The 18,829-nt window shown below is 75.3% G+C and carries 18 protein-coding genes; 8 read left to right on the forward strand and 10 right to left on the reverse strand.

Translation table 11 applies throughout. The features are described from left to right. The first annotated feature begins 11 nt into the window (after window positions 1-11). Both V6U81_RS07005 and V6U81_RS07010 read left to right on the forward strand, forming a co-directional pair. The gene (locus tag V6U81_RS07005) at window positions 12-1,145 is read left to right on the forward strand and encodes a sensor histidine kinase (protein WP_334485664.1); all 1,134 of its coding nucleotides are present in this window, start codon (window positions 12-14) and stop codon (window positions 1,143-1,145) included. Then, window positions 1,142-1,765, forward strand: coding sequence for a response regulator transcription factor (locus tag V6U81_RS07010; protein WP_477463156.1), 624 nt, complete (start codon window positions 1,142-1,144; stop codon window positions 1,763-1,765). The genes V6U81_RS07005 and V6U81_RS07010 overlap by 4 nt, the downstream gene beginning before the upstream one ends. A 38-nt stretch (window positions 1,766-1,803) precedes the next feature. Here V6U81_RS07010 and V6U81_RS07015 read toward each other — a convergent pair whose 3' ends face one another. Together V6U81_RS07015 and V6U81_RS07020 are read right to left on the reverse strand one after the other, a co-directional pair. Then, window positions 1,804-2,247, reverse strand: a complete 444-nt coding sequence (locus tag V6U81_RS07015; protein ID WP_334485666.1) for a DUF4362 domain-containing protein — start codon at window positions 2,245-2,247, stop codon at window positions 1,804-1,806. A gap of 123 nt (window positions 2,248-2,370) precedes the next feature. Beyond that, window positions 2,371-3,816, reverse strand: coding sequence for an alpha-amylase (locus tag V6U81_RS07020; protein WP_334485668.1), 1,446 nt, complete (start codon window positions 3,814-3,816; stop codon window positions 2,371-2,373). 295 nt (window positions 3,817-4,111) lie between these two features. Between V6U81_RS07020 and V6U81_RS07025 the strand changes: the two genes are divergently transcribed. The 4 genes from V6U81_RS07025 to V6U81_RS07040 are packed head-to-tail and all read left to right on the forward strand — an operon-like array spanning window position 4,112 to window position 8,545. Continuing rightward, on the forward strand, window positions 4,112-5,539 hold the full coding sequence (locus V6U81_RS07025; RefSeq protein ID WP_334485670.1) for a ferric reductase-like transmembrane domain-containing protein: 1,428 nt from the start codon (window positions 4,112-4,114) through the stop codon (window positions 5,537-5,539). Next, window positions 5,536-7,002, forward strand: a complete 1,467-nt coding sequence (locus V6U81_RS07030; protein WP_334485672.1) for an NADH-ubiquinone oxidoreductase-F iron-sulfur binding region domain-containing protein — start codon at window positions 5,536-5,538, stop codon at window positions 7,000-7,002. Before V6U81_RS07025 ends, V6U81_RS07030 begins: the two co-directional genes overlap by 4 nt. A gap of 23 nt (window positions 7,003-7,025) precedes the next feature. Next, window positions 7,026-7,664 carry a TlpA family protein disulfide reductase gene (locus V6U81_RS07035; protein WP_334485673.1) on the forward strand — a complete coding sequence of 213 codons (639 nt, stop codon included), beginning with the start codon at window positions 7,026-7,028 and terminating at the stop codon, window positions 7,662-7,664. Next, on the forward strand, window positions 7,664-8,545 hold the full coding sequence (locus V6U81_RS07040; protein WP_334485675.1) for a cytochrome c biogenesis CcdA family protein: 882 nt from the start codon (window positions 7,664-7,666) through the stop codon (window positions 8,543-8,545). Before V6U81_RS07035 ends, V6U81_RS07040 begins: the two co-directional genes overlap by 1 nt. Here V6U81_RS07040 and serS read toward each other — a convergent pair. The 3 genes from serS to V6U81_RS07055 form a co-directional block, all read right to left on the reverse strand. After that, window positions 8,529-9,815 (reverse strand): serine--tRNA ligase, encoded by a 1,287-nt coding sequence (serS, locus tag V6U81_RS07045; protein WP_334485677.1) that lies wholly within the window; start codon window positions 9,813-9,815, stop codon window positions 8,529-8,531. The two genes, V6U81_RS07040 and serS, sit on opposite strands and share 17 nt — an antisense overlap. 482 nt (window positions 9,816-10,297) lie before the next feature. Continuing rightward, window positions 10,298-11,383, reverse strand: coding sequence for a DNA polymerase III subunit beta family protein (locus V6U81_RS07050; protein ID WP_334485932.1), 1,086 nt, complete (start codon window positions 11,381-11,383; stop codon window positions 10,298-10,300). Between the two features lie 46 nt (window positions 11,384-11,429). After that, window positions 11,430-12,047, reverse strand: coding sequence for a TetR/AcrR family transcriptional regulator (locus tag V6U81_RS07055; RefSeq protein ID WP_334485679.1), 618 nt, complete (start codon window positions 12,045-12,047; stop codon window positions 11,430-11,432). Between the two features lie 86 nt (window positions 12,048-12,133). On the opposite strand from V6U81_RS07055, the gene V6U81_RS07060 reads away from it, so the two are divergent. Beyond that, complete coding sequence (locus V6U81_RS07060; RefSeq protein ID WP_334485681.1) at window positions 12,134-12,814, forward strand: lysophospholipid acyltransferase family protein; 681 nt, start codon at window positions 12,134-12,136, stop codon at window positions 12,812-12,814. A gap of 4 nt (window positions 12,815-12,818) precedes the next feature. On the opposite strand, the gene V6U81_RS07065 is transcribed toward V6U81_RS07060, so the two are convergent. Together V6U81_RS07065 and V6U81_RS07070 are read right to left on the reverse strand one after the other, a co-directional pair. Then, the gene (locus V6U81_RS07065) at window positions 12,819-14,000 is read right to left on the reverse strand and encodes a saccharopine dehydrogenase family protein (protein WP_334485683.1); all 1,182 of its coding nucleotides are present in this window, start codon (window positions 13,998-14,000) and stop codon (window positions 12,819-12,821) included. A gap of 29 nt (window positions 14,001-14,029) precedes the next feature. Further along, window positions 14,030-14,467, reverse strand: coding sequence for a hypothetical protein (locus V6U81_RS07070; RefSeq protein WP_334485685.1), 438 nt, complete (start codon window positions 14,465-14,467; stop codon window positions 14,030-14,032). A 180-nt stretch (window positions 14,468-14,647) separates the two neighbouring features. Here V6U81_RS07070 and V6U81_RS07075 point away from each other — a divergent pair, with 180 nt between their 5' ends. Further along, entirely contained in the window at window positions 14,648-17,380 is a 2,733-nt protein-coding gene (locus tag V6U81_RS07075; protein ID WP_334485687.1) for a winged helix-turn-helix domain-containing protein, read from the forward strand. Between the two features lie 24 nt (window positions 17,381-17,404). Here the strand turns inward: V6U81_RS07075 and V6U81_RS07080 are convergent, their stop codons facing one another. The 3 genes from V6U81_RS07080 to V6U81_RS07090 are packed head-to-tail and all read right to left on the reverse strand — an operon-like array spanning window position 17,405 to window position 18,810. Continuing rightward, the gene (locus tag V6U81_RS07080) at window positions 17,405-17,953 is read right to left on the reverse strand and encodes a DsbA family protein (protein WP_334485689.1); all 549 of its coding nucleotides are present in this window, start codon (window positions 17,951-17,953) and stop codon (window positions 17,405-17,407) included. Beyond that, a complete protein-coding gene (locus tag V6U81_RS07085; RefSeq protein WP_334485691.1) occupies window positions 17,950-18,075 on the reverse strand; it encodes a hypothetical protein in 126 nt (41 codons plus the stop codon). The genes V6U81_RS07080 and V6U81_RS07085 overlap by 4 nt, the downstream gene beginning before the upstream one ends. Before the next feature lie 54 nt (window positions 18,076-18,129). Continuing rightward, window positions 18,130-18,810, reverse strand: a complete 681-nt coding sequence (locus V6U81_RS07090; protein WP_334485693.1) for a BON domain-containing protein — start codon at window positions 18,808-18,810, stop codon at window positions 18,130-18,132. Window positions 18,811-18,829 lie beyond the last annotated feature (19 nt).

The raw sequence follows: 18,829 nt of genomic DNA on the forward strand, positions 1-18,829 counted from the left end.
GCGTGTACGAAATGGACGCCCCGCCGCCCCGGCTCCAGCCGGTGAACCGCCGCTGGCGGTTCACCGGCTGGCTGCTCGCCGGGGTCTGGCTCTTCTTCCTCAACATGCCGCTGCTCACCGCCCTGCACCAGGAGCAGGTCTGGCGCCGGGTGGTCGGCGTGCTGACCCTGGTGGCCTTCGGCTTCGGCTACGTGGTCGTCTTCGAATGGGCCCGCCACCGGCGGCAGCGGCACCTGCCCGTCCCCCGCCGCCGGGCCTGGGCGTTCCTCGCGGCGCTGCTCGTGCTGGGCCTGGCCGGCATCCCGGGGACCGGCGGCGACTGGATGGCCACCCTGGTCTTCGTGGCCGCGGCGGCGGTCTTCCTGCTGCCGTTCCGGCCGGCGCTGGTGGTGGTCGCGCTCGCCGCGGCGACTCCGCCGGTGGCCGCCCGGCTGGTGCCCGCCTGGGAGGCAGAGGACACCGTGGTCTTCGCGGTGCTGCTCGCCTCGTTCGCGATGTTCGGGGTGAGCCGGCTGGCCCAGCGCAACGCCGAGCTCCAGGCCGCCCAGGCCGAGATCGGCCGGCTGGCGGTCGCCGAGGAACGCGCCCGCACCGCTCGCGACCTGCACGACATCCTCGGCCACTCGCTGACCGTGGTGGCTGTCAAGGCGGAGCTGGCCGGGCGGCTGCTGGAGCTGGACCCGGCCCGGGCGGCCACCGAGATCGCCGACGTCGAACGGCTGGCCCGGGAGGCGCTGGCCGACGTGCGGCGCACCGTCGGGGCGTACCGGGGGATCAGCCTGGCCGACGAACTGGCCGGCGCCCGGACGGCGCTGGCCGCGGCGGGCATCGTCGCGGAGCTGCCGGACGACCCGCCGGAGCTGCCGGCGGCGCGGGACGAGCTGTTCGGCTGGACCGTCCGGGAGGGAGTGACGAACGTGGTACGGCACAGCGGGGCCCGGCGGTGCGTGATCCGGGTGGCCCCGGACCGGGTGGAGATCGCCGACGACGGGCGGGGACCGTCCGAGGTCGACGGTGGCGCCGGGCACGGGCTGACCGGGCTGCGCGAGCGGGCCCGCCGGCTGGACGGAACGGTCAGCGTGGGGCGGCGGACCGATGGGCCCGGCTTCCTGCTCCGGGTCGCCGTGCCGGAGACGGCGCGGTGAGCGTGCCGATCCGGCTGCTGCTCGCCGACGACCAGGCGCTGGTCCGCGGCGCGCTGGCCGCGCTGCTCTCGCTGGAACCGGATCTCGAGGTGGTGGCCGAGGTGGGCCGGGGCGACGAGGTGGTGGACGCGGCCCGGCGCTGCGCGCCGGACGTGGCGCTGCTGGACGTGGAGATGCCCGGGCTGGACGGCATCGCCGCCACCGCCGCGCTGCGGGCGGCGATGCCCGGCTGTCGGGTACTGGTGGTGACCACCTTCGGCCGGCCGGGCTACCTGCGTCGGGCGATGGAGGCCGGGGCGAACGGGTTCGTGGTCAAGGACACCCCGGCCCGGCAGCTCGCCGACGCGGTCCGCCGGGTGCACGCCGGCCTGCGGGTGGTCGACCCGACCCTGGCGGCGGAGACCCTGGCGACCGGGGCGAGCCCGCTGACCGAGCGGGAGACCGACGTGCTGCGCGCCGCCCGGGGCGGCGGCACGGTCGCCGACCTGGCCCGGGCGCTGCACCTGTCCGAGGGGACGGTGCGCAACCACCTCTCCGCCGCGATCGGCAAGACCGGGGCCCGCAACCGGGCCGCGGCGGTGCGGATCGCCGAGGAGAACGGCTGGCTTCTCGGCGACTGATCCCCACCCGGCTGACCCCGCCCCGGTCAGGGAAAGGGTCAGCCGGATCGTGGCGGGGAGCAGGGGGCGCCGACCGGCCACCCGTGGTCGAGGGTGACGGCGGTGCAGGTGCGCCGCTCGATCCGCCTCGAACCGAACCGGTCCAGCCGGCCGTCCTCGGTCACCTCGACCCGGCCGTCCGACCCCGCGACGAAGCTGGTGGTGATCGGGTCGCCCTCCACGGTGGGTCGGGTGACGACCAGTCGGGCGGGGCGGCGGTCGCGGACCGCGTCGAGGAGGCAGCCGGCAGCGCGCGCGGGCAGCTCACCGCCCTGGGCGACGGTCCAGGTGCCGCATTCCCGTACGGCGTCCGTGGCCGGCGCGGTGGTGCCGGGCGGGGGTACGGACGGGCCGGACGGCGCGGCGGCCGGGCCGCTCTCCGTCGGGGTGCAGGCGGCGAGGGCGAGCAGCAACGCCAGTGGCGCGGTTCGGGTGGTCCCCATGCGAGTCCGACGTGGCACGCCCGTCCCCGGTTCCCGCTCTGAAGGGTAGAGCGCGTGCGGGGCCCCCACCCGGCCGGATCAGGCGCGGGTGGGGGCCCCGGAATCGGTCGGGACGCCGAGGCGTCAGGGCAGCTTGGCGCCGACGTGGATGGCGACCGCGTCGTGCGCCGGGATGGTGGCCGCGAACCAGCCGGCGGAGTCCACCGTGATGACCGGGCCGCTGCAGGAGCCGTTGGCGAAGTCGCCGTGGATCACGTCGCAGTACCGGCCGGCGGGGAGCCCGGTGTAGTACGACCGGCCGCTGACCGCGAAGTCCTCGTCGTTGATGGTCAGGTAGCCCTTGCCCGCCCGGCTGAACGCGATGTGCTGGTAGCCGTTGTCGTACCAGTTGGCGACCGCCGCGCCCTGGGTGGCGTTGTTGAAGCCGACCATGTTGGCGACGACCCGCCAGCGGTGCTCGCACTCCCAGCCGGAGTAGCAGGTGGTGTTCGAGACCTTGTTGCTGGCGTCCGAGGGCGGACCCTGGTCCTTGTTGCTGAACGAGAAGCTCGACATGACCGCCGGCGTGCCGTACGGCCAGGCCAGCATGAAGGCGTTCGCCAGGGCGTACGCCCCGCCGTTCTTGTACGTCAGCACCCCGCCCTCGCGCTGGGTGTCGTGGTTGTCCACGAAGGCCACCGCCTGGCCGCTGGGCAGGTAGCCCCACGCCTCGCCGAAGTTCCTCAGGTACGCCAGGCGCTCGCTGTTGAACATCCGGGCGAGGTCCTTGCCGTAGCGGAACTCGTGCACGTCGCCGTTGCCGGTGTACTCGGTCGGCTGGATCGGCTCACCGGCGCCGTAGATGACCTCCTGCACGATGTACGCCGACCGGGAGAGCTTGCCCTTGATGGCGGCGATGTCGGCGGCCGGCATGTGCTTGCTGGCGTCCAGCCGGAACCCGTCGACCCCCAGGGAGAGCAGGTCGTTCATGTACGTCGCCAGCCGGGTGCGGACGTAGTCCGACTCGGTCTTGAGGTCGGAGAGGTTCACCAGCTCGCAGTTCTGCACCTCGTACCGGTCGCCGTAGTTGACGATGTCGTTGTTGCCGTTGCGCCCGCAGTAGTGGAAGTCCTGCGAGCCGTAGGTGCCCGGGTAGTTGTAGTGGCCGTAGCTGGTGCCGGCCCAGCCGGTGCCGCCGTTCTCCTGGCCGGACATGTGGTTGACCACGGTGTCGACGAGGACCTTCACGCCCGCGTTGTGGCAGGTGGTGACCATCGACTGGAACTGCGCCCGGGTGCCCTTCCGGGACTCGATCTTGTAGCTGACCGGCTGGTAGGCCACCCACCAGGGGCTGCTGTTGACGTGCTCCTGCGGCGGGGATACCTGGACGTAGCCGTAGCCCTTCGGGCCGAGGACGTTGGTGCACTCGCTGGCCACCGAGGTCCAGTTCCACTCGAAGAGCTGGACGATGACCTTCTTGGTGCCGGGCGTGGCCGCGCCGGCCGGGGGTGCCGCCACGGCGGTCGGTACCAGCAGGCTCGCGACCGCGGTGAGCGCGAGGAGGGCGGAGCGGCATCGACGTCGATGCATGGGGACTCCTGGGGTTCGGGGGATGGTGGCAGTGCGGGGGAGGGGTTCAGCTGACGGCTTCTTGCAGCCGGGGCTGAAATTTTTCCGAAAGGTTACAAGCGCGTTGCAGGGACTGTCAACGGATGGACATGCGTCGTTGCGTACCGCGCTACACGCGCTCCGGGCCGGGTCGGTTCGACGGGTCCGCCGAGAAATTCGCCACCGACGCTGATCCGTACGCGCCGGACGTCCGTACTGGATGAGGGAGCAGGGTCGGCCGGTGGCAGCGCCGCCGTGAGACACGATCGGGGAGCAGATGGCCCGGGCAAAGCAGAACCCGAAGGCGACGACCGTCCGGACCACCACGACCAGCCGTGGGGTCCGGACCGTGTCGAAGTCCACGATGGCCCTGTTGGCCGCGTCCGTCCTCGCCCTGGCCTGGGCGGGCGTGGAACTCACCGGAGCCGGCGGCGCGATGTACGCCTACGGCTTCTTCTTCACCGAGTTCTTCGCCGGGGTGGTGGCCCTGGTCTCGCTGAGCCTCACCGTGATGATGGGGCTGCTCGCCACCGACCGGCTGGTGCTGATGATCCGGCACCGGGTGCTGCTCCAGTCCGCGCACCGGGCCACCGGCATCCTCGGCGTCGCCGGGCTGGTCTTCCACGTGACCACGAAGATCGCCATCGGCCGGGCCGGGCCCACCGACGCGGTCGTGCCGTTCGTCGGCGGCCGGGGCCTCTACGTCGGCCTCGGCACGGTGGCCGCGTTCCTGATGGTGAGCGTGCTCTGGACCGGCATCATCCGGGTCCGCTTCGCCGGCGTCGGTCCGAAGTGGCTGTGGCGGGCGCTGCACTCGCTGGCGTACGTCTCCTGGCCGTTCGCGCTGGTGCACGGCCTCAACGCCGGGCGTACGGCGAAGTCCTGGGTCACCCTGAGCTACCTGGCCTGCGTGCTGCTGGTGGTGGTGGCGCTGATGGTGCGGCTCTCCGTCCACCTGGGCAAGCGCAGCCGGGAGCAGCACCAGGCCGCCGCGCTGAACCAGGCGATGACCGTCCGGGTGAGCGACGAGGGCAGCGGCCGGTCGCTGCTGGGCGGCCTCGGCCGGCGCAAGAGCGAGGCCCGGGAGGAGGAACGCTCTCGCAGCCGCGACGGCGGCTGGGCCGAGACCACGGCCACCTCGTGGAGCGCACCGACCGGCACCGCCCGCCGCCGCGACCCGGAGCGGTTCACCGTGCCGGTCGTCCCCGAGCCGGGCACCCTGCGCGAGCCGGTCCGCGCCGGCCGTACCCGCCGCGACGAGGAGCCGGAGCCGGTGCCCCGGCGCCGCCGCGACGAGGACGTCGCGCCGGTCTCCGCGGGCCGGCGGTCCCGGCGGGACGACGACGACCTGGTCGCCCGCTACTCGGTGCCGCCCCGGCTGGAGGAACCCGAGGAGCCGTGGGACAGCCCGCGCCGCTGGGAAGCCTCGCTGCCCGTCTCCGCCGAGCCGATCTCGGCCACCCCGCGCAGCGGCGCCGGCCGGCACAGCGTCGCCGACGACGTGCCGGAGGAGCCGGACTACTGGCGTCCGCCGGCCCGCTACCTCGGCGACGAACTGCCCGTCGACGACACCCCGACCCTGGTCGACCTGGCCTCCCGTCGGGCGCTGAAGGCCAACGCCGACAGCCGCCGTCGACGCCGGCGGGCCGACGCGGACGCGGTCGACGGCGCGTACTGGGCGGGGCTGCGGGGTGAGGCGAAGTGATGCGTACGAAGGTGCCCCCGGTGGCCTGCGTCGGGGAGCCCCGGCTCACCGCCGGCTTCGCCGAGTTCGGCCGCCTCGACCTGATCGCGCACGAGGAGGTGCACGGCCCGATCGGCCCGGTGGAGCCGGGCAACCTGCTGCGGCTGGCCGAGAGCATCCAGCTCAAGGGCAAGGGTGGCGCGGGTTTCCCGCTCTTCCGCAAGCTCAAGGCGGTGCTCGAGTCCTGCGAGCGGCAGAATCTCCCCGCCGTGGTGGTGGTCAACGCCTCCGAGGGCGAGCCGGCCAGTTGGAAGGACAAGGTGCTGCTCACCCGGGCGCCGCACCTGATCCTCGACGGCGCCGCGCTGGCCGCGTACGCGCTGGACGCCGAGGAGATCGTGATCGGCGTGGCCGACGACGACATCGGCCGTGCCTCGCTCACCGAGGCGCTGCAGGAACGGCGGATGCCGGTGCCGACCAGCATCGTCACCGTGCCGCACCGGTTCATCTCCGGTGAGGGCGGCGCGCTGGTCAACGGGATCAACGGCCTGCCGCACATCCCGCCGGGCACCAAGAAACGCTCCAGCGACTCCGGCGTCGGCGGGCTGCCCACCCTGCTCTCCAACGCCGAGACGTACGCCCAGCTCGCCGTCGCCGCCCGGCTCGGCCCGTACGAGTACGCGGCGCTCGGCACCGACGAGGAGCCCGGCACGGTGCTGCTCACGGTGACCGGCGCGGCGAAGCGCCCGGCCGTGGTCGAGTGCGCCGCCGGCACCCCGCTGCGGGAGATCCTCGACCTCTGCGAGGTGCCCGAAGGGCCCGGCATCCTGATGGGCGGCTACCACGGCAAGTGGATCAGCCAGGACGCCGCGGACCGGGCGGAGGTCTCCCGCAAGGGCCTCACCAGGGTCGGCGGCACGCTGGGCGCCGGCATCATCGTCCCGCTCGCCGACGACACCTGCCCGCTCGGCGAGGCCGCACAGGTGGTCCGCTACCTGGCCGGCGAGTCCGCCGGCCAGTGCGGACCGTGCAAGATGGGGCTGCCCGACCTGGCCCGCGCCGTCGACCTGGCGGTCTCCGGCAGCGCGCCGGTGGAGGTCGTCCGGGCCGCCGCCGGTGTCGTCAAGGGCCGTGGCGCGTGCAGCCACCCCGACGGTACGGCCCGGTTCGCGCTCTCCGCGATGGAGGTCTTCGCCGAGGACCTGCGGCTGCACACCACCGGTGAGGGATGCGGGCGGCGGGTCAGGGGCGTGATGGGGCTGCCCGGCGCGCCCGACGCCAACCCGCAGAAGCTCACCCTGGACTGGTCCCGCTGCGACGGGCACGGGCTCTGCGCGCACGTGGTGCCGGACTTCATCCGGTTGGACGCCAACGGATATCCCGCCTTCCCGCCCACCCCCGTGCCGACCTGGCTCAAGGAGGGCGCGATCAAGGCGGTCAAGGTCTGCCCCGAGCTCGCGCTGCGGCTGGCCAAGGCCGAGTAGCTCGCCCACTCAAGGAGACGCGGATGCGGTCGTCGTACCGGAGGAACCGACCAGGGGGACGAGCGCCCGCCCCGGCGCGGTCCGCCGCCACCGTCGCGGCGCTGGCCGCCGTCCTGCTGGCCGGCGGTGCCTGCGCGGTCGGCCCCGCCCCGGACCGGCCGTCCGCCGAGGTCGCCGTGCCGGTGGGCACCGCGTCCCCGTTGGCCGCCGGCTCACCCGCGGCGAGCGCGCCGGGCGCCGCGAAGCCGCCGGCCGCGGTGCCCGACACGCTGCGGTTCACCGGGAGGACCCTGGACGGTACGGCGTTCTCCGCCGCCGAACTGGCCGGCCGGCCGGTGGTCCTCTGGTTCTGGGCGCCCTGGTGCGCCACCTGCGCCAGCCAGGCGTGGACGGTCGCCGAGATCGCCCCGAAGTACCGGGACACCGTGCCCATCATCGGGGTGGCCGGGCTGGGCGAGCAGCGGGCGATGAAGGAGTTCGTCACCGAGTTCGACCTGGCCGGGACGCCCCAGCTCGACGACCGGGCCGGGACGCTCTGGCGGCGCTTCGAGGTGGTCGAGCAGAGCACCTTCCTGATCATCGACCGGGACGGGAAGGTCGTCCACCAGGGCTTCCTCGACGGGGAGGACCTCACCCGCCGGGTCGCCGCGCTGGCCGGCTGATGACCGCCCCGCTGCTGCTGGCGCTCACCGCCGGCATGCTCGGCGCGGTGAACCCGTGCGGCTTCGCGATGCTGCCGGCGTACCTGTCGCTGCTGGTCGCCGGGCCACCGGAGACCGGCGGCGCGGTCCGCCGGGCGCTGACCGCGACGGCCGGGCTGACCACCGGGTACGTGCTGGTCTTCGGCGCCTTCGGGCTGGCCCTGGCGCCGCTGGCCGACTGGCTGCGCCCCCGGCTGCCCTGGCTCACCGTGACCCTCGGGTTCGGGCTGCTGCTGGTGGGCTGCTGGCTGCTGGCCGGCCGGCGGCTGCCCGCCCCGCGGTGGGGTGGGCGGGCGCCCCGGCTGACCCGGTCGTGGGGGTCCATGGCGCTGTTCGGGATGGCGTACGCGCTGGCCTCGCTGACCTGCACGATCGCCCCGTTCCTGGCGATCGTGGTGACCAGCCTCCAGGCCGGCTCGACGCTGCGCGGGCTGGCGCTCTTCGTCGCGTACGCGATCGGGATGGGCCTGGTGGTCGCGGTGGCCGCGCTCGGCGTGGCGCTGCTGCGCGGCCGGGTGGTGGCCGGGCTGCGCGGCGCCGGCGCGTGGGTGCCCCGGCTCAGCGGCCTGGTGCTGCTGCTCGCCGGCGGCTACGTCGCCTGGTACGGCTGGTACGAGGTCCGGCTCGCGCAGGGCCGGCACGACGCGTTCGGCGACCCGGTGGTGGTCGGCGCGGCCCGGGTCCAGCGGGCTCTGGTCGCGGCCCTGGACGCGGTCGGTCCCGGGGTACTCGCGGTCGTGCTGGTGGCGCTGCTGGTCGCCGCCGTGCTGACCCGCCGGAGGGCGGGGGCCGGGAGAACCCGGGCCCCCGCCGATCGGAGCGCGGTCAGCGGGTCGCCGTGAGCCGGTCCGTGCCCAGCCGGTCGCGGAGCACCTCGGGCACCAGCACCGAGCCGTCGGGCTGCTGGAACTGCTCCAGGATGGCCGGGAAGAGCCGGCTGGTGGCCAGCGCCGAACCGTTGAGGGTGTGCACGAAGCGGGTCTGCTTGCCACCCGGCTCGCGGTAGCGGATGGCCGCCCGGCGGGCCTGGTAGTCGCCGCCCCAGGAGACCGACGAGACCTCCTTGTACTTGCCGGTGCTCGGCATCCAGACCTCGATGTCGAGGGTCTTCCGCATCGAGGCACTGGCGTCGCCGGCCGACAGCAGGGTGCGCTGGTAGTGCAGGCCGAGGCTCTCGACCAGGCTCTCCGCGTGGGTGACCATCTCCTCCAGCGCGGCGCCCGCCTGCTCCGGCAGGGTGAACTGGAAGATCTCCACCTTGTTGAACTGGTGGCCGCGCACCGTGCCCCGCTCGTCGGAGTGCGAGCCGGCCGCCTCCCGCCGGTAGCACGGCGTGTACGCGAACGCCTTCAGCGGCAGCTTCGCCGTCTCCAGGATCTCGTTCTGGTACGCCCCGAGGATCGCCGTCTCCGAGGTGGGCAGCAGGAACTGCCCGCGGGGGGCGGACTCCTTGTCCAGGTGGTAGACGTCGTCGTAGAACTTGGGGAACTGGCCGGCGGCGAAGCCGGCGCTGTCCAGCAGCAGGTGCGGCGGGAGCAGGAACTCGTAACCGGCCTCGATGTTCCGCTCGATCAGGAAGTTGAGCAGCGCCCATTCCAGCCGGGCGCCCATGCCGGTGTACATCCAGAAGCCGGAGCCACCGAGCTTGACGCCCCGCTCGTGGTCGACCAGTCCCAGCATCCGGCTCAGCTCGACGTGGTCGCGGACCTTCTCGATCACCGGCGGCTCACCGAAGGTCTTCACCACCCGGTTCGCCTCCTTACCGCCGGCGACGACGTCGTCGGCGGGCAGGTTGGGCAGCTCGCTCATCGTGCCGTGCAGCCGGGACTGCACCTGGTCCAGCTCGGACTCCAGCTCGGCCAGCTGCTTGCGGCCGGCCTCCGGCGCGGAGACCTCCGGCTCGCTGCCGGCGCGCTTCGCCGCCGCGTACGCCCGCGCGTCGGCCTTGCGGCGCTGCCGCTCGGCGTCGATTTCGGTGATCAGGGCACGGCGTTCCTGGTCGAGCCGCTGGATCTCGTCCAGGACCCGGTTGACCTCGGCGGGATCCAGTCGCTTCGCCAGCGCGGTCGCCACCGCCTCGCGATCCTTCCGGATCAACTCCATGTCGAGCATGCTGCTCCGTACGCTCCGTCCGGGATGTCGGGTGGACCCACAGATGCTACCGTCGCGCCTCTTCCCGCCCGGCCCCGCCCGGACGGCCGCTCCCCCGACCGGGTCCGGCGGGGACCGCCTCGGCCACCCGACGGCAACTGTCCGTCACCTGGCCCGCTCGGGTTCACGGTGTCACGTTGGGTGAGTGGCGTTCCGGCTCGCCCGATCCGCCGGCCGGGCGGCCCTCAGTCGAACGTCGCTGAGCAGGCCTTTCCGCGCCGCCCCGCCGACCAGATGACCTCTCCTTCGCGCGCTTTGCTCTGCTGCCGCCGACGCAACAGTCACCCAAGGTGGCTGTAGCCGGGAGGACAGCAGAGCAAAGGGACCGAACAGCGATGCGGGGGTAGGGGCCGGGTTGACCGTGGGTGACCGATCGGGAGGCCGCCTGGTGCGGCTCCCCACCAGCCCTGCCCGGCCGGCCGCCACGCCGTGGGTGCGGTCCGTCAGAGCCGGATCGGCATCAGCACGGAGAAGGCGTCCTCGTCCCCGGAGCGCCGCACGGCCAGCGGGGCGATCGGCCCGTCCAGCTCCAGCACCAGCTGCGCCCCACCGGCCGCGTCCAGCGCGTCCAGCAGGTAGCCGCCGTTCACTCCGATCCGCAGCTCGTCCGGGTGGCCGCCGGCCAGCTCGTCCGGCCCGAGCAGGCGCAGCCCGTCCCGGTCGTCCAGGCCGAGCACGGTCACCGCGAGCGGCGCTCCGTCGTACTCCTTCGCCACGGTGGGCGCATCCGGGCGCCGTAGTGCGGCCCGCAGGGCGGCCCCGTCGACCGGGATCCGCCGGGTCGGCCCGTCGCCGGCGGCCCGCCGCAACAGTCGGCGGTAGTCGGGGAAGTCGTACGGCAGCGCGGAGGTCGTCAGCTCGCGGCCGGCGACGGAGACGGTGACCTGCGCGCCGGTGACCGTCAGGTGCGCGTCCGGGGTGATCCCGACGCCGGTGTCCAGCAGGGCGCGGATCTCGTCGACCGCGTCCACCGGCAGCAGCACCGGCACCGGCGGGCCGTCCACCTGCCCCGCGGTCCGCGCCACCGCCAGCCGGTGCCGGTCGGTGGCGACCAGCCGTACGCCGTCCGGCTCGACGTCGAGCAGCACGGCCGACAGCACCGGCAGGTCGGGGTCGGTGCCGACGGCGAAGCGGACGGCGTCGACGGCCGCGGCCAGGTCGACGCGGGACAGGACGAGGCGGGTGGTCATCGGGTTCTCCTCGGGGTCGACCAGGGCGCGGATCCGGGAGAGCTCGCGGCGGGCGTCGGCGAGGCCGTCCTCGAGCCGGCGCAGGTGCGCGTCGAGCAGCCGCCCGACCACCGCCGGCTCGGCGCGGTGCCGCAGCGCGGCGGCTATCTCCGCCAGCGGCATGCCGACCCGGCGTAGCCCGGCCACCAGCCGGGCGGGCGCCACCTGTTCGTCGGTGTACCAGCGGTACCCGGTCACCGGGTCCACCAGCGCCGGGGCCAGCAGCCCGCAGCGGTCGTAGAACCGCAGGGCGCTGACGGTCAGCCCGCTGGCCCGGGCCAGCTCGCCGATGCTGCGCAGCTCACTCTCCACGTCGATGATCCTGTGGCCTCAACCTGGTCGAGGGTCAAGCCGTGGGCTGCACGGGCACGCCGAGCAGCCGGGCCATGCCCCGGCAGGCGCGGGACACCCCGTCGGGGTCGTGGCGCAGCCGCAGCGCCTGGTGCAGCGCCAGCACGAGCCCGGTCAGCTCGAAGACCAGTTGCTCCGGGTCGGTGCCGGCCGGCAGGTCACCGTCGGCCACCGCCCGACGGGCCTGCTCGCGCAGCTCCCGGTGCCAGCGCTCGGCGTACCCGAGGACCAGGTCGCGGACCGGGCCCGGCCGGTCGTCGAACTCGCTGGCGGCGGCGACGAAGAAGCATCCGCCGGGGAAGGCCGGGTCGGCGAGGTAGCGCACCCAGCTGCCGCAGACGGCGGCGAGTCGGGCGAGACCGGCGGGGCGGTCCGCCACCGGTTCCCAGATCTCGCGCCAGAAGACGTCGGCGGCGGCCTCGACGACCTGGAGCTGGAGGCTCTCCTTGCTGCCGAACGGCCCGAGCAGCCCCGACTTGCTCATCCCGAGGTCGGCGGCGAGCCGGCCGATGGTGAGCCCGGCCAGGCCCTCGACCGAGGCGACCGCGGCGCCGCGCGCCAGGATCGCGCTGCGGGTGCGGGCTGCCTCGGCCAGGGACGAGCGGGGACTCATCGGGTCAGTGTAGCCACGATTCGGCGTTATAGCGGCCGAACGTTCGTTCGCTATAGTGCGGACACCCTCTCGCCCCAGGAGTGCCCGTGCCCCGAGCCGCCGTCACCGTCCGCGCCGTGCTGCGCCCGCTGATGCGGATCGCCTGGCGACCGACCGTGGAGGGCGCGGGACAGGTGCCCGCCACCGGTCCCGTCATCCTGGCCAGCAACCATCTGTCCTTCCTGGACAGTGTGCTGATCCCGCTGGCCGCTCCCCGGCCGGTGGCGTTCCTGGCCAAGGCCGAGTACTTCGAGGGCCGGGGCGTCACCGGGCTGCTGAGCCGCCAGTTCTTCACCGGCCTGGGCGCGATCCCGGTACGGCGCGGGGTCAACCGGGACTTCCAGTCCTCGCTCGACACCGCCCTGGCGGTGCTCGCCGACGGCGGCGCGTTCGGCATCTACCCGGAGGGCACCCGCTCCCGGGACGGCCGGCTGCACCGGGGACGCACCGGAGTGGCCTGGCTGGCGCTGGCCTCCGGCGCTCCGGTGGTGCCGGTGGCGGTGACCGGGACGGTCCACCTCGGTTCGGCCGGGGTGGTGCTGCCCGGCGGCGGGAAACCCGGGGTGCGGTTCGGTCGGCCGTTGGCGTTCCCCGAACACGCGGGTCAGGCCGCCTCCGCCCGGGCCCGCCGTCAGGTCACCGACCGGATCATGGACGCGATCGGTGACCTCTCCGGGCAGGAGCGGGTCTCGACGTACAACCCGCCGCCCGGCGACGAGCCGGGTTGAGCGGTCAGCGGGGCTGGTCCAGCACCCGGAACGTCATCCCCGCCCGCACCAGCCGGTCCAGCAGGGCGTCGCCCATCGCGACGACCGGGGTGACCTGGCCGGCGGTCGCCGGCAGGTCGTCCAGGGCGAGGCAGAGCGCCGACTCGGCGAGCATCTTCGCCGTCTCGTCGTAGCCCGGGTCGCCGCCGGCCACCTCGGTGAGCACCGTGCGCCCGCCGCCGGTGCCGACGAACCGGACCGTGAACCAGGACTTCGCCCGGGTCGCCGCGCTCGGCCCCTGGCCCGAGGCGAGCCGGCCGAGCAGCCAGCGCCGGGTCGGCGGCAGCTTCACCAGGCCCACCAGGCCGGCCATCCCGACCCCGGCGGCCAGGATCGTCGGCAGCCGCTTCACCGCGGCGAAGTGCCGGTAGCGGAAGTCCGGGCCGTACTCCGGGCGGGCCGCGGCGGACCGGCGGACCACCTGCGGGTCGATGGTGGGCAGCGGCACCGCCCACATGCCGATCTCCTTCGACCGGCCCACCTTCCCGGGCACCGCGCGGACCCGGCGACCCTCCGGCCGCGGCTCGACCGCCCGGCGGGCCTTCGCCGCCCGGCTCATCTCCCCGGTACGAGAGAACGCGGTGAGCGCCGAGTGGTACGTCCCGGCGGAGAACTTCCCGCCCGCCCGGACGAAGCCGTCCACGGTGACCGGCCCGTCGGTGGGCAGCTGCTTGACCGTGTACCAGGCGCCCAGGTCGTGCGGGATCGAGTCGAAGCCGCAGGCGTGCACCAGCCGGGCCCCGGTCCGCACCGCCTCGGCGTGGTGCCGCACGTACATCAGGTCGACGAACTCCGGCTCGCCGGTGATGTCCAGGTAGTCGGTGCCGGCGGCGGCGCAGGCGGCCACCAGCGGTTCACCGTGGTGGATGTACGGCCCGACGGTGCTGGCCACCACCCGAGCGGCCGCCGCGACCGCCTGGAGTGAGGGGGCGTCGGTGACGTCGGCGGTGAGCAGCGGCAGCTCGGCCAGCGCCGGGTCGATGTCGGCGAGCCGGTCCCGGACCGTCGCCAGCTTCGTCGGGTTACGGCCGGCCAGGGCCCAGCGCAGCCCGTCGGGGGCGTGCCGGGCGAGGTACTCCGCGGTCAGCCCGCCGGTGAAGCCGGTCGCGCCGAACAGGACGAGGTCGTACGGGCGGTCGTCGCGCATCCGCCGAGTGTGCCATCCGTGAGCCGCGTTCACCCCGCCGGCCGGTCCCCCGGGGCGCGGTCCGGGAGCAGCAGCTCCCCGGTCTCGGCGAGCTGCCTGACCCGGCGCAGCACGTCCCGCAGGTACCGGCCGGGGTCGTCGCCGACCAGGTGGGCGGCCATCCCGGGCAGGGTGCGCACGCCGCCGAGCGGCCGGACCGCCAGCTCGGTGCCACGCCCGCCGGGGGCCGGCCGCAGGTACAGCTCCACCGCGCCGTCCAGCGGCCGCAGCGGCTCCGGCCACCGTCCGCCGGGCAGCAGCTCCGCGCGCGGGCGGGCCACCGTCACCACCTGCCAGCGGCCCGGGCGCGGGTCGTCACCGGTCGCGCGGGGCCAGCCGGACCGCCGGGGTACGACCAGGGCGCGCAGCGTGGCCGCGCCGAGCGCCGCCAGGGCAAGCGCGAGCCCGCCGCCGCTCAGCCGTCGCATCCGTACCACCCGCCCCTCCCGTCGTTCCGGCCGCCGTTCCTCGTCGGCTGCGGCCGGTGACCCGGTGCGGCCAGGCTTCCCGGTGCCCGGGTGAAGCGGGCTCGTCCCGAAGGGGTGAACGGGTTCCCGCCGGGTAACCGCCGCCCGCCGGGGGAGGACCGCGCCGACGGAGGTGGATGGATGCCGCAGCAGCTCAGCAGCAACGGGATCGCCGAAGCGGCGGCCGGCCCGGCCCCGCTGCTGACGTCCCGCCTCGCCCCGCCCGCGCTCCCCGAGCCGGTGCTGCTGAGACCCCGGCTGCTGCGCCGGCTCGACGAGGGGGCGGCCGGGGCGGTCACCCTGGTCCGGGCGCCGGCCGGCTGGGGCAAAACCACCCTGCTCGCCTCCTGGGCCGGCGCGGCACAGCCCGGGCCGGCCTGGGTGCAGGTCGAGGCCGGGGACAGCGGGGAGCGGCTCTGGGCGTACCTGGCGGCGGCGCTGCGCGGCGCGGCGGAGGGCGACAGCCCCCCGCTGCCGATCACCCCACCCCGCCCCGACCAGCTGGAACTGCTCGCCGCCGCGCTCGCCGCCCGGGAACGGCCCGTCCTGCTGGTCCTGGACGACCTGCACCGGATCACCGATCCGGCGGCGCTGAGCGGGCTGGACTTCCTGCTGCGCCACACCGACCAGCGGCTGCGTCTGGTCGCCGGGGCGCGTACCGACCTGCCGCCGGCGCTGCACCGGCTGCGGCTCTCCGGCGAGCTGACCGAGATCGGCCCCGACGAGCTGGCCTTCACCACCGACGAGGTGGCCGACCTGCTGGTCGCGCACGGGGTGCCGCTGCCGGCCACAGCGGTGGCCCGGCTGCGCGAGCGGACCGGCGGCTGGCCGGCCGGCCTGCGGTTCGCCGCGCTGGCGGCGCGGGACCGGCCCGACCCGGAGCGCTGGGCGGAGCGGTTCGGCGGGGACGAGCCGGCGGTCGCCGCGTACCTGCGGGCGGAGGTGCTGGACGGGCTCGCCCCGGAGGCCCGGGAGCTGCTGCGGCGAACGGCGGTGGCGGGCGCCGTCCGGGCCGACCTGGCGGACGCGTTGACCGGCCGTACCGACGGCGGGCAGCTGCTGGCCGGGCTGGCCCGGGACAGCGGCTTCCTGCGCCGGGACGACAGCGATCCGCCGTGGTACCGCTGCCACCCGCTCCTGGCCGACCTGCTCCGCGAGGAGCTCACCGGGCTCGCCGGGGACGAGCGGCGTGACCTGCACCTGCGGGCGGCGGGCTGGTTCGCCGGGCACGACCGGCCGGCCGAGGCGTTGCGGCACGCGCTGGCCGCCGGGGAGTGGGACCGCGCCGCCGAGCTGCTGCTCACCGGCTGGCCGGAGCTGGCCCCGTACGACGGGGAACCGGCCGGTGGACCGCCGCCGGCGCCGCCGCCGGAGGCGGTCCGCCGGGATCCCGAGCTGGCGTTGGCCCGCGCGGCCGAGCGGGCGTACGCCGGGGACGTCGCCGCCGCCACCGACCGGCTGCGGGAGGCGGTGGAGGCGGCCCGGCCGCTGCCCGCACCCCGCCGGGACCGGTTCCGGATGCTGGCCACCGCGCTGGAACTCAGCCTGGCCCGGCTGGCCGGTGACCACGCCGAGGTGCGCCGCGCCGCCGCCCGGCTGCTCGCCACCCGGGAGCCGCACGGGCGCACCGTGGGTGAGTCGGCGGGCGCGGGAGCCGAGGCCGGGACCGGCGCGGCGGTGGACGAGGATCCGCGCGCCGGTGCGGGCGAGGACGCCGACGTCCGCGCGGTGGCCGGGACGGCGCTCGGGCTGGTCGACCTCGCCGCGGGGGACCTGCGGGCGGCGGCGGCCCGGTTCGGCGCGGCGCTGCCGGCCGCCCGGCGGGGCGGCCGGCCGCGTACCGAGCTGGTCTGCGCGGCCCGGTTGGCGCTGCTGCACGCGCTGGCCGGGGAGCTGGTGGCGGCCGAGGAGACGGCCCGCGCGGCGCTCGCGATGCCGCCCTCCCACGGCTGGTCGAGCCGGGCCGACTGCGCCCACGCACACCTGGCGCTGGCCCTGGTGGCACTGCACCGGGACCAGCCGGAGGAGGCGAGCGCGCAGCTGGCGCTGGCCGGCCCGGCCGCCGGTGAGGCGACCGTCGCGGGTGCGGCGGCGCTGTGCCGGGGCGCGCTGCTGCGCGACGCCGGGGAGCCGGCCGGGGCGATCCAGGTGGTCGTACGGGCCCGGGAACGGCTCACCGAGCGGGGCGAGCTGGCCGACCGGCTGCTCGCCCTGGAGGCCGACCTGCGGGGCGAGCAGGGCGACCTGGACACCGCCCGGCGGCTGCTCGCCGACCGGGCCCGCGAGCCCGACCCGGCGCCCGTGCTGGCGCTGGCCCTGGCCCGGGTGGAGCTGCGCGCCGGTGACGTCCGGGCGGCCGGGTACGCCCTGCCGGACTGGGACGGCCCCGCCGCCGACGGCTGGCCGGTGTCAGTACGCCTCGCCGCCGGGCTGCTGGACGCGGTGCTGGCCCGCCGGGGCGGGGACGACCGGCGGGCCGGGCGGCTGCTGGAACGGGCCCTCGACCTGGCCGGACCGCAGGGGTACCGGCGGGTCTTCACCCGGTCGGAGCCGGTGGTCCGGGATCTGCTCGCCGCCCACCTCGACTCCGGCACCGCGCACTGGCCCATCGTCAGCGACCTGGTGCGGGGCGCCGAGGAGCCGGCGGAGGGCGGGCCCGCCGGTCCGCGCCGGGCGCTGGACGAGCCGCTCACCGAGCGGGAATTGACGATCCTGCGCTACCTGCAGAGCATCCTGTCCAACGTGGAGATCGCCAGCGAGCTGTCCCTGTCGGTCAACACGGTCAAGACCCACGTCCGCAACATCTACCGCAAGCTCGACGCCACCCGCCGCCGCGAGGCGGTCCGCCGAGCCCGCGAACTCCGCCTGATCTGACCCGTGCCCGCCTGTCGGTGGTGGTTACGCGGCGGCGGCGGCGTCCACCGCGGTGAGGAGTTCCGGCACGTCGTAGCCGCCCTCGTGGCGGATGCCGCCGATGAAGAGGGTGGGCGTGCCGTTCACCCCGCTGCGGATGCCGCCGACGAAGTCGTGCCGCACCCGGTCGGCGTACGCGTGCCGCTCGGTCTCCGCGCCGATCTCGGCCGGTGGCAGGCCCAGCTGCTCCACCCCGAGCGACAGATGCACCGGGTCGAGCTGGTCCTGGTGCTCGTAGAGCCAGTCGTGCATCTCCCAGAACCGGTCCCGCCGGCCGGCCGCCTCGGCGACCTCGGCCGCGTTCTCGGCGTGTGGATGCACGTTGGCGATCGGGAAGTGCCGGTAGACCAGCCGGACGGTGTCGGCCCGCTGGCGCAGCACCTCGGCCAGGTTGGGGTGGGCCGCTCCGCAGAACCGGCACTGGAAGTCGCCGTACTGGACGATGGTGACCGGCGCGTCCACCGGCCCGCGGATGTGGTCGACGTCGGTCACCGGGACCCGCAGCCGGGGGGTGGCCTGCAGCGGCGTGGTCATCCGGCCACCACCGGCCGGTCACGGAACTGCCCGGCACCCGTCCGACGCCCGTCCGGGGTGGCCGGCAGGGCGAAGTCGGGGGCCGGGCTCCCGGGGCGGATCAGCCCGTCGGAATCACTCATGCCCCCACCGTGCCGCCGGGCCGGGTGAGCACGGCTCACCCGGCCCGGGTGGTCTCAGCCGGCCACCGACAGGTGGTTGTGCACCTCCCGGATGCCCGGGGCGGACCAGACGATCCGTTCCACCTCGTCGCGCTCGGGCACGGAGTGGACCTGGCCGTTGAGGACGGCGGTGTCGCCGTAGATCCGGACGCTGACCCGGTCCGGGTCGGTGGCCCCGCTGCGGGCGAGCGCGTCGACGATGCGGACGGGCAGGTCGTCGCCGCTCGGCGGGGTCGCCGGCCGGACGGTGATGCCGTTGCTCACCCCGCGTACGCCGGTCAACCGGCCGACCACCCGTTCGGCGGCCCGGCGCTGGTACTCCCACTCCACCGCGCCGCGCAACGTCACCCAGCCGTTGGCGACGGTCACCTGGAGGTTCTCCACCGGCACGAAGGCGTCCCACGCGAGGGCGTGCTCGGCCGCGCCGGCCAGCTCCGGGTCGGTGCGCTCGGCCGACGGGCCGATCCGGACGGTCAGGTCGTTGGCGACCGCGCGGACGCGGGCCACCCGGTGCGCGGCCCGCTCGGCCGCCCACTTGGCGGCGTAGCTGTCCACCCACCCGGTCAGCGTCACCACCCCCTCGGTGACGGCGACGCCCACCTGGCTCGCACTCACCCGGGGCTCCCAGGTCAGCTCGTCGAGGACGTCGTTCTGCAGGTCCTGGTCGGTACGCGTGACGGTGCTGGCCGTGGCCATGCGTGCACTCCTCCCGGGA

Origin of the sequence: Micromonospora lacuserhaii (genome assembly GCF_036902735.1) — a bacterium.
Classification (GTDB): Bacteria; Actinomycetota; Actinomycetes; order Mycobacteriales; family Micromonosporaceae; genus Micromonospora.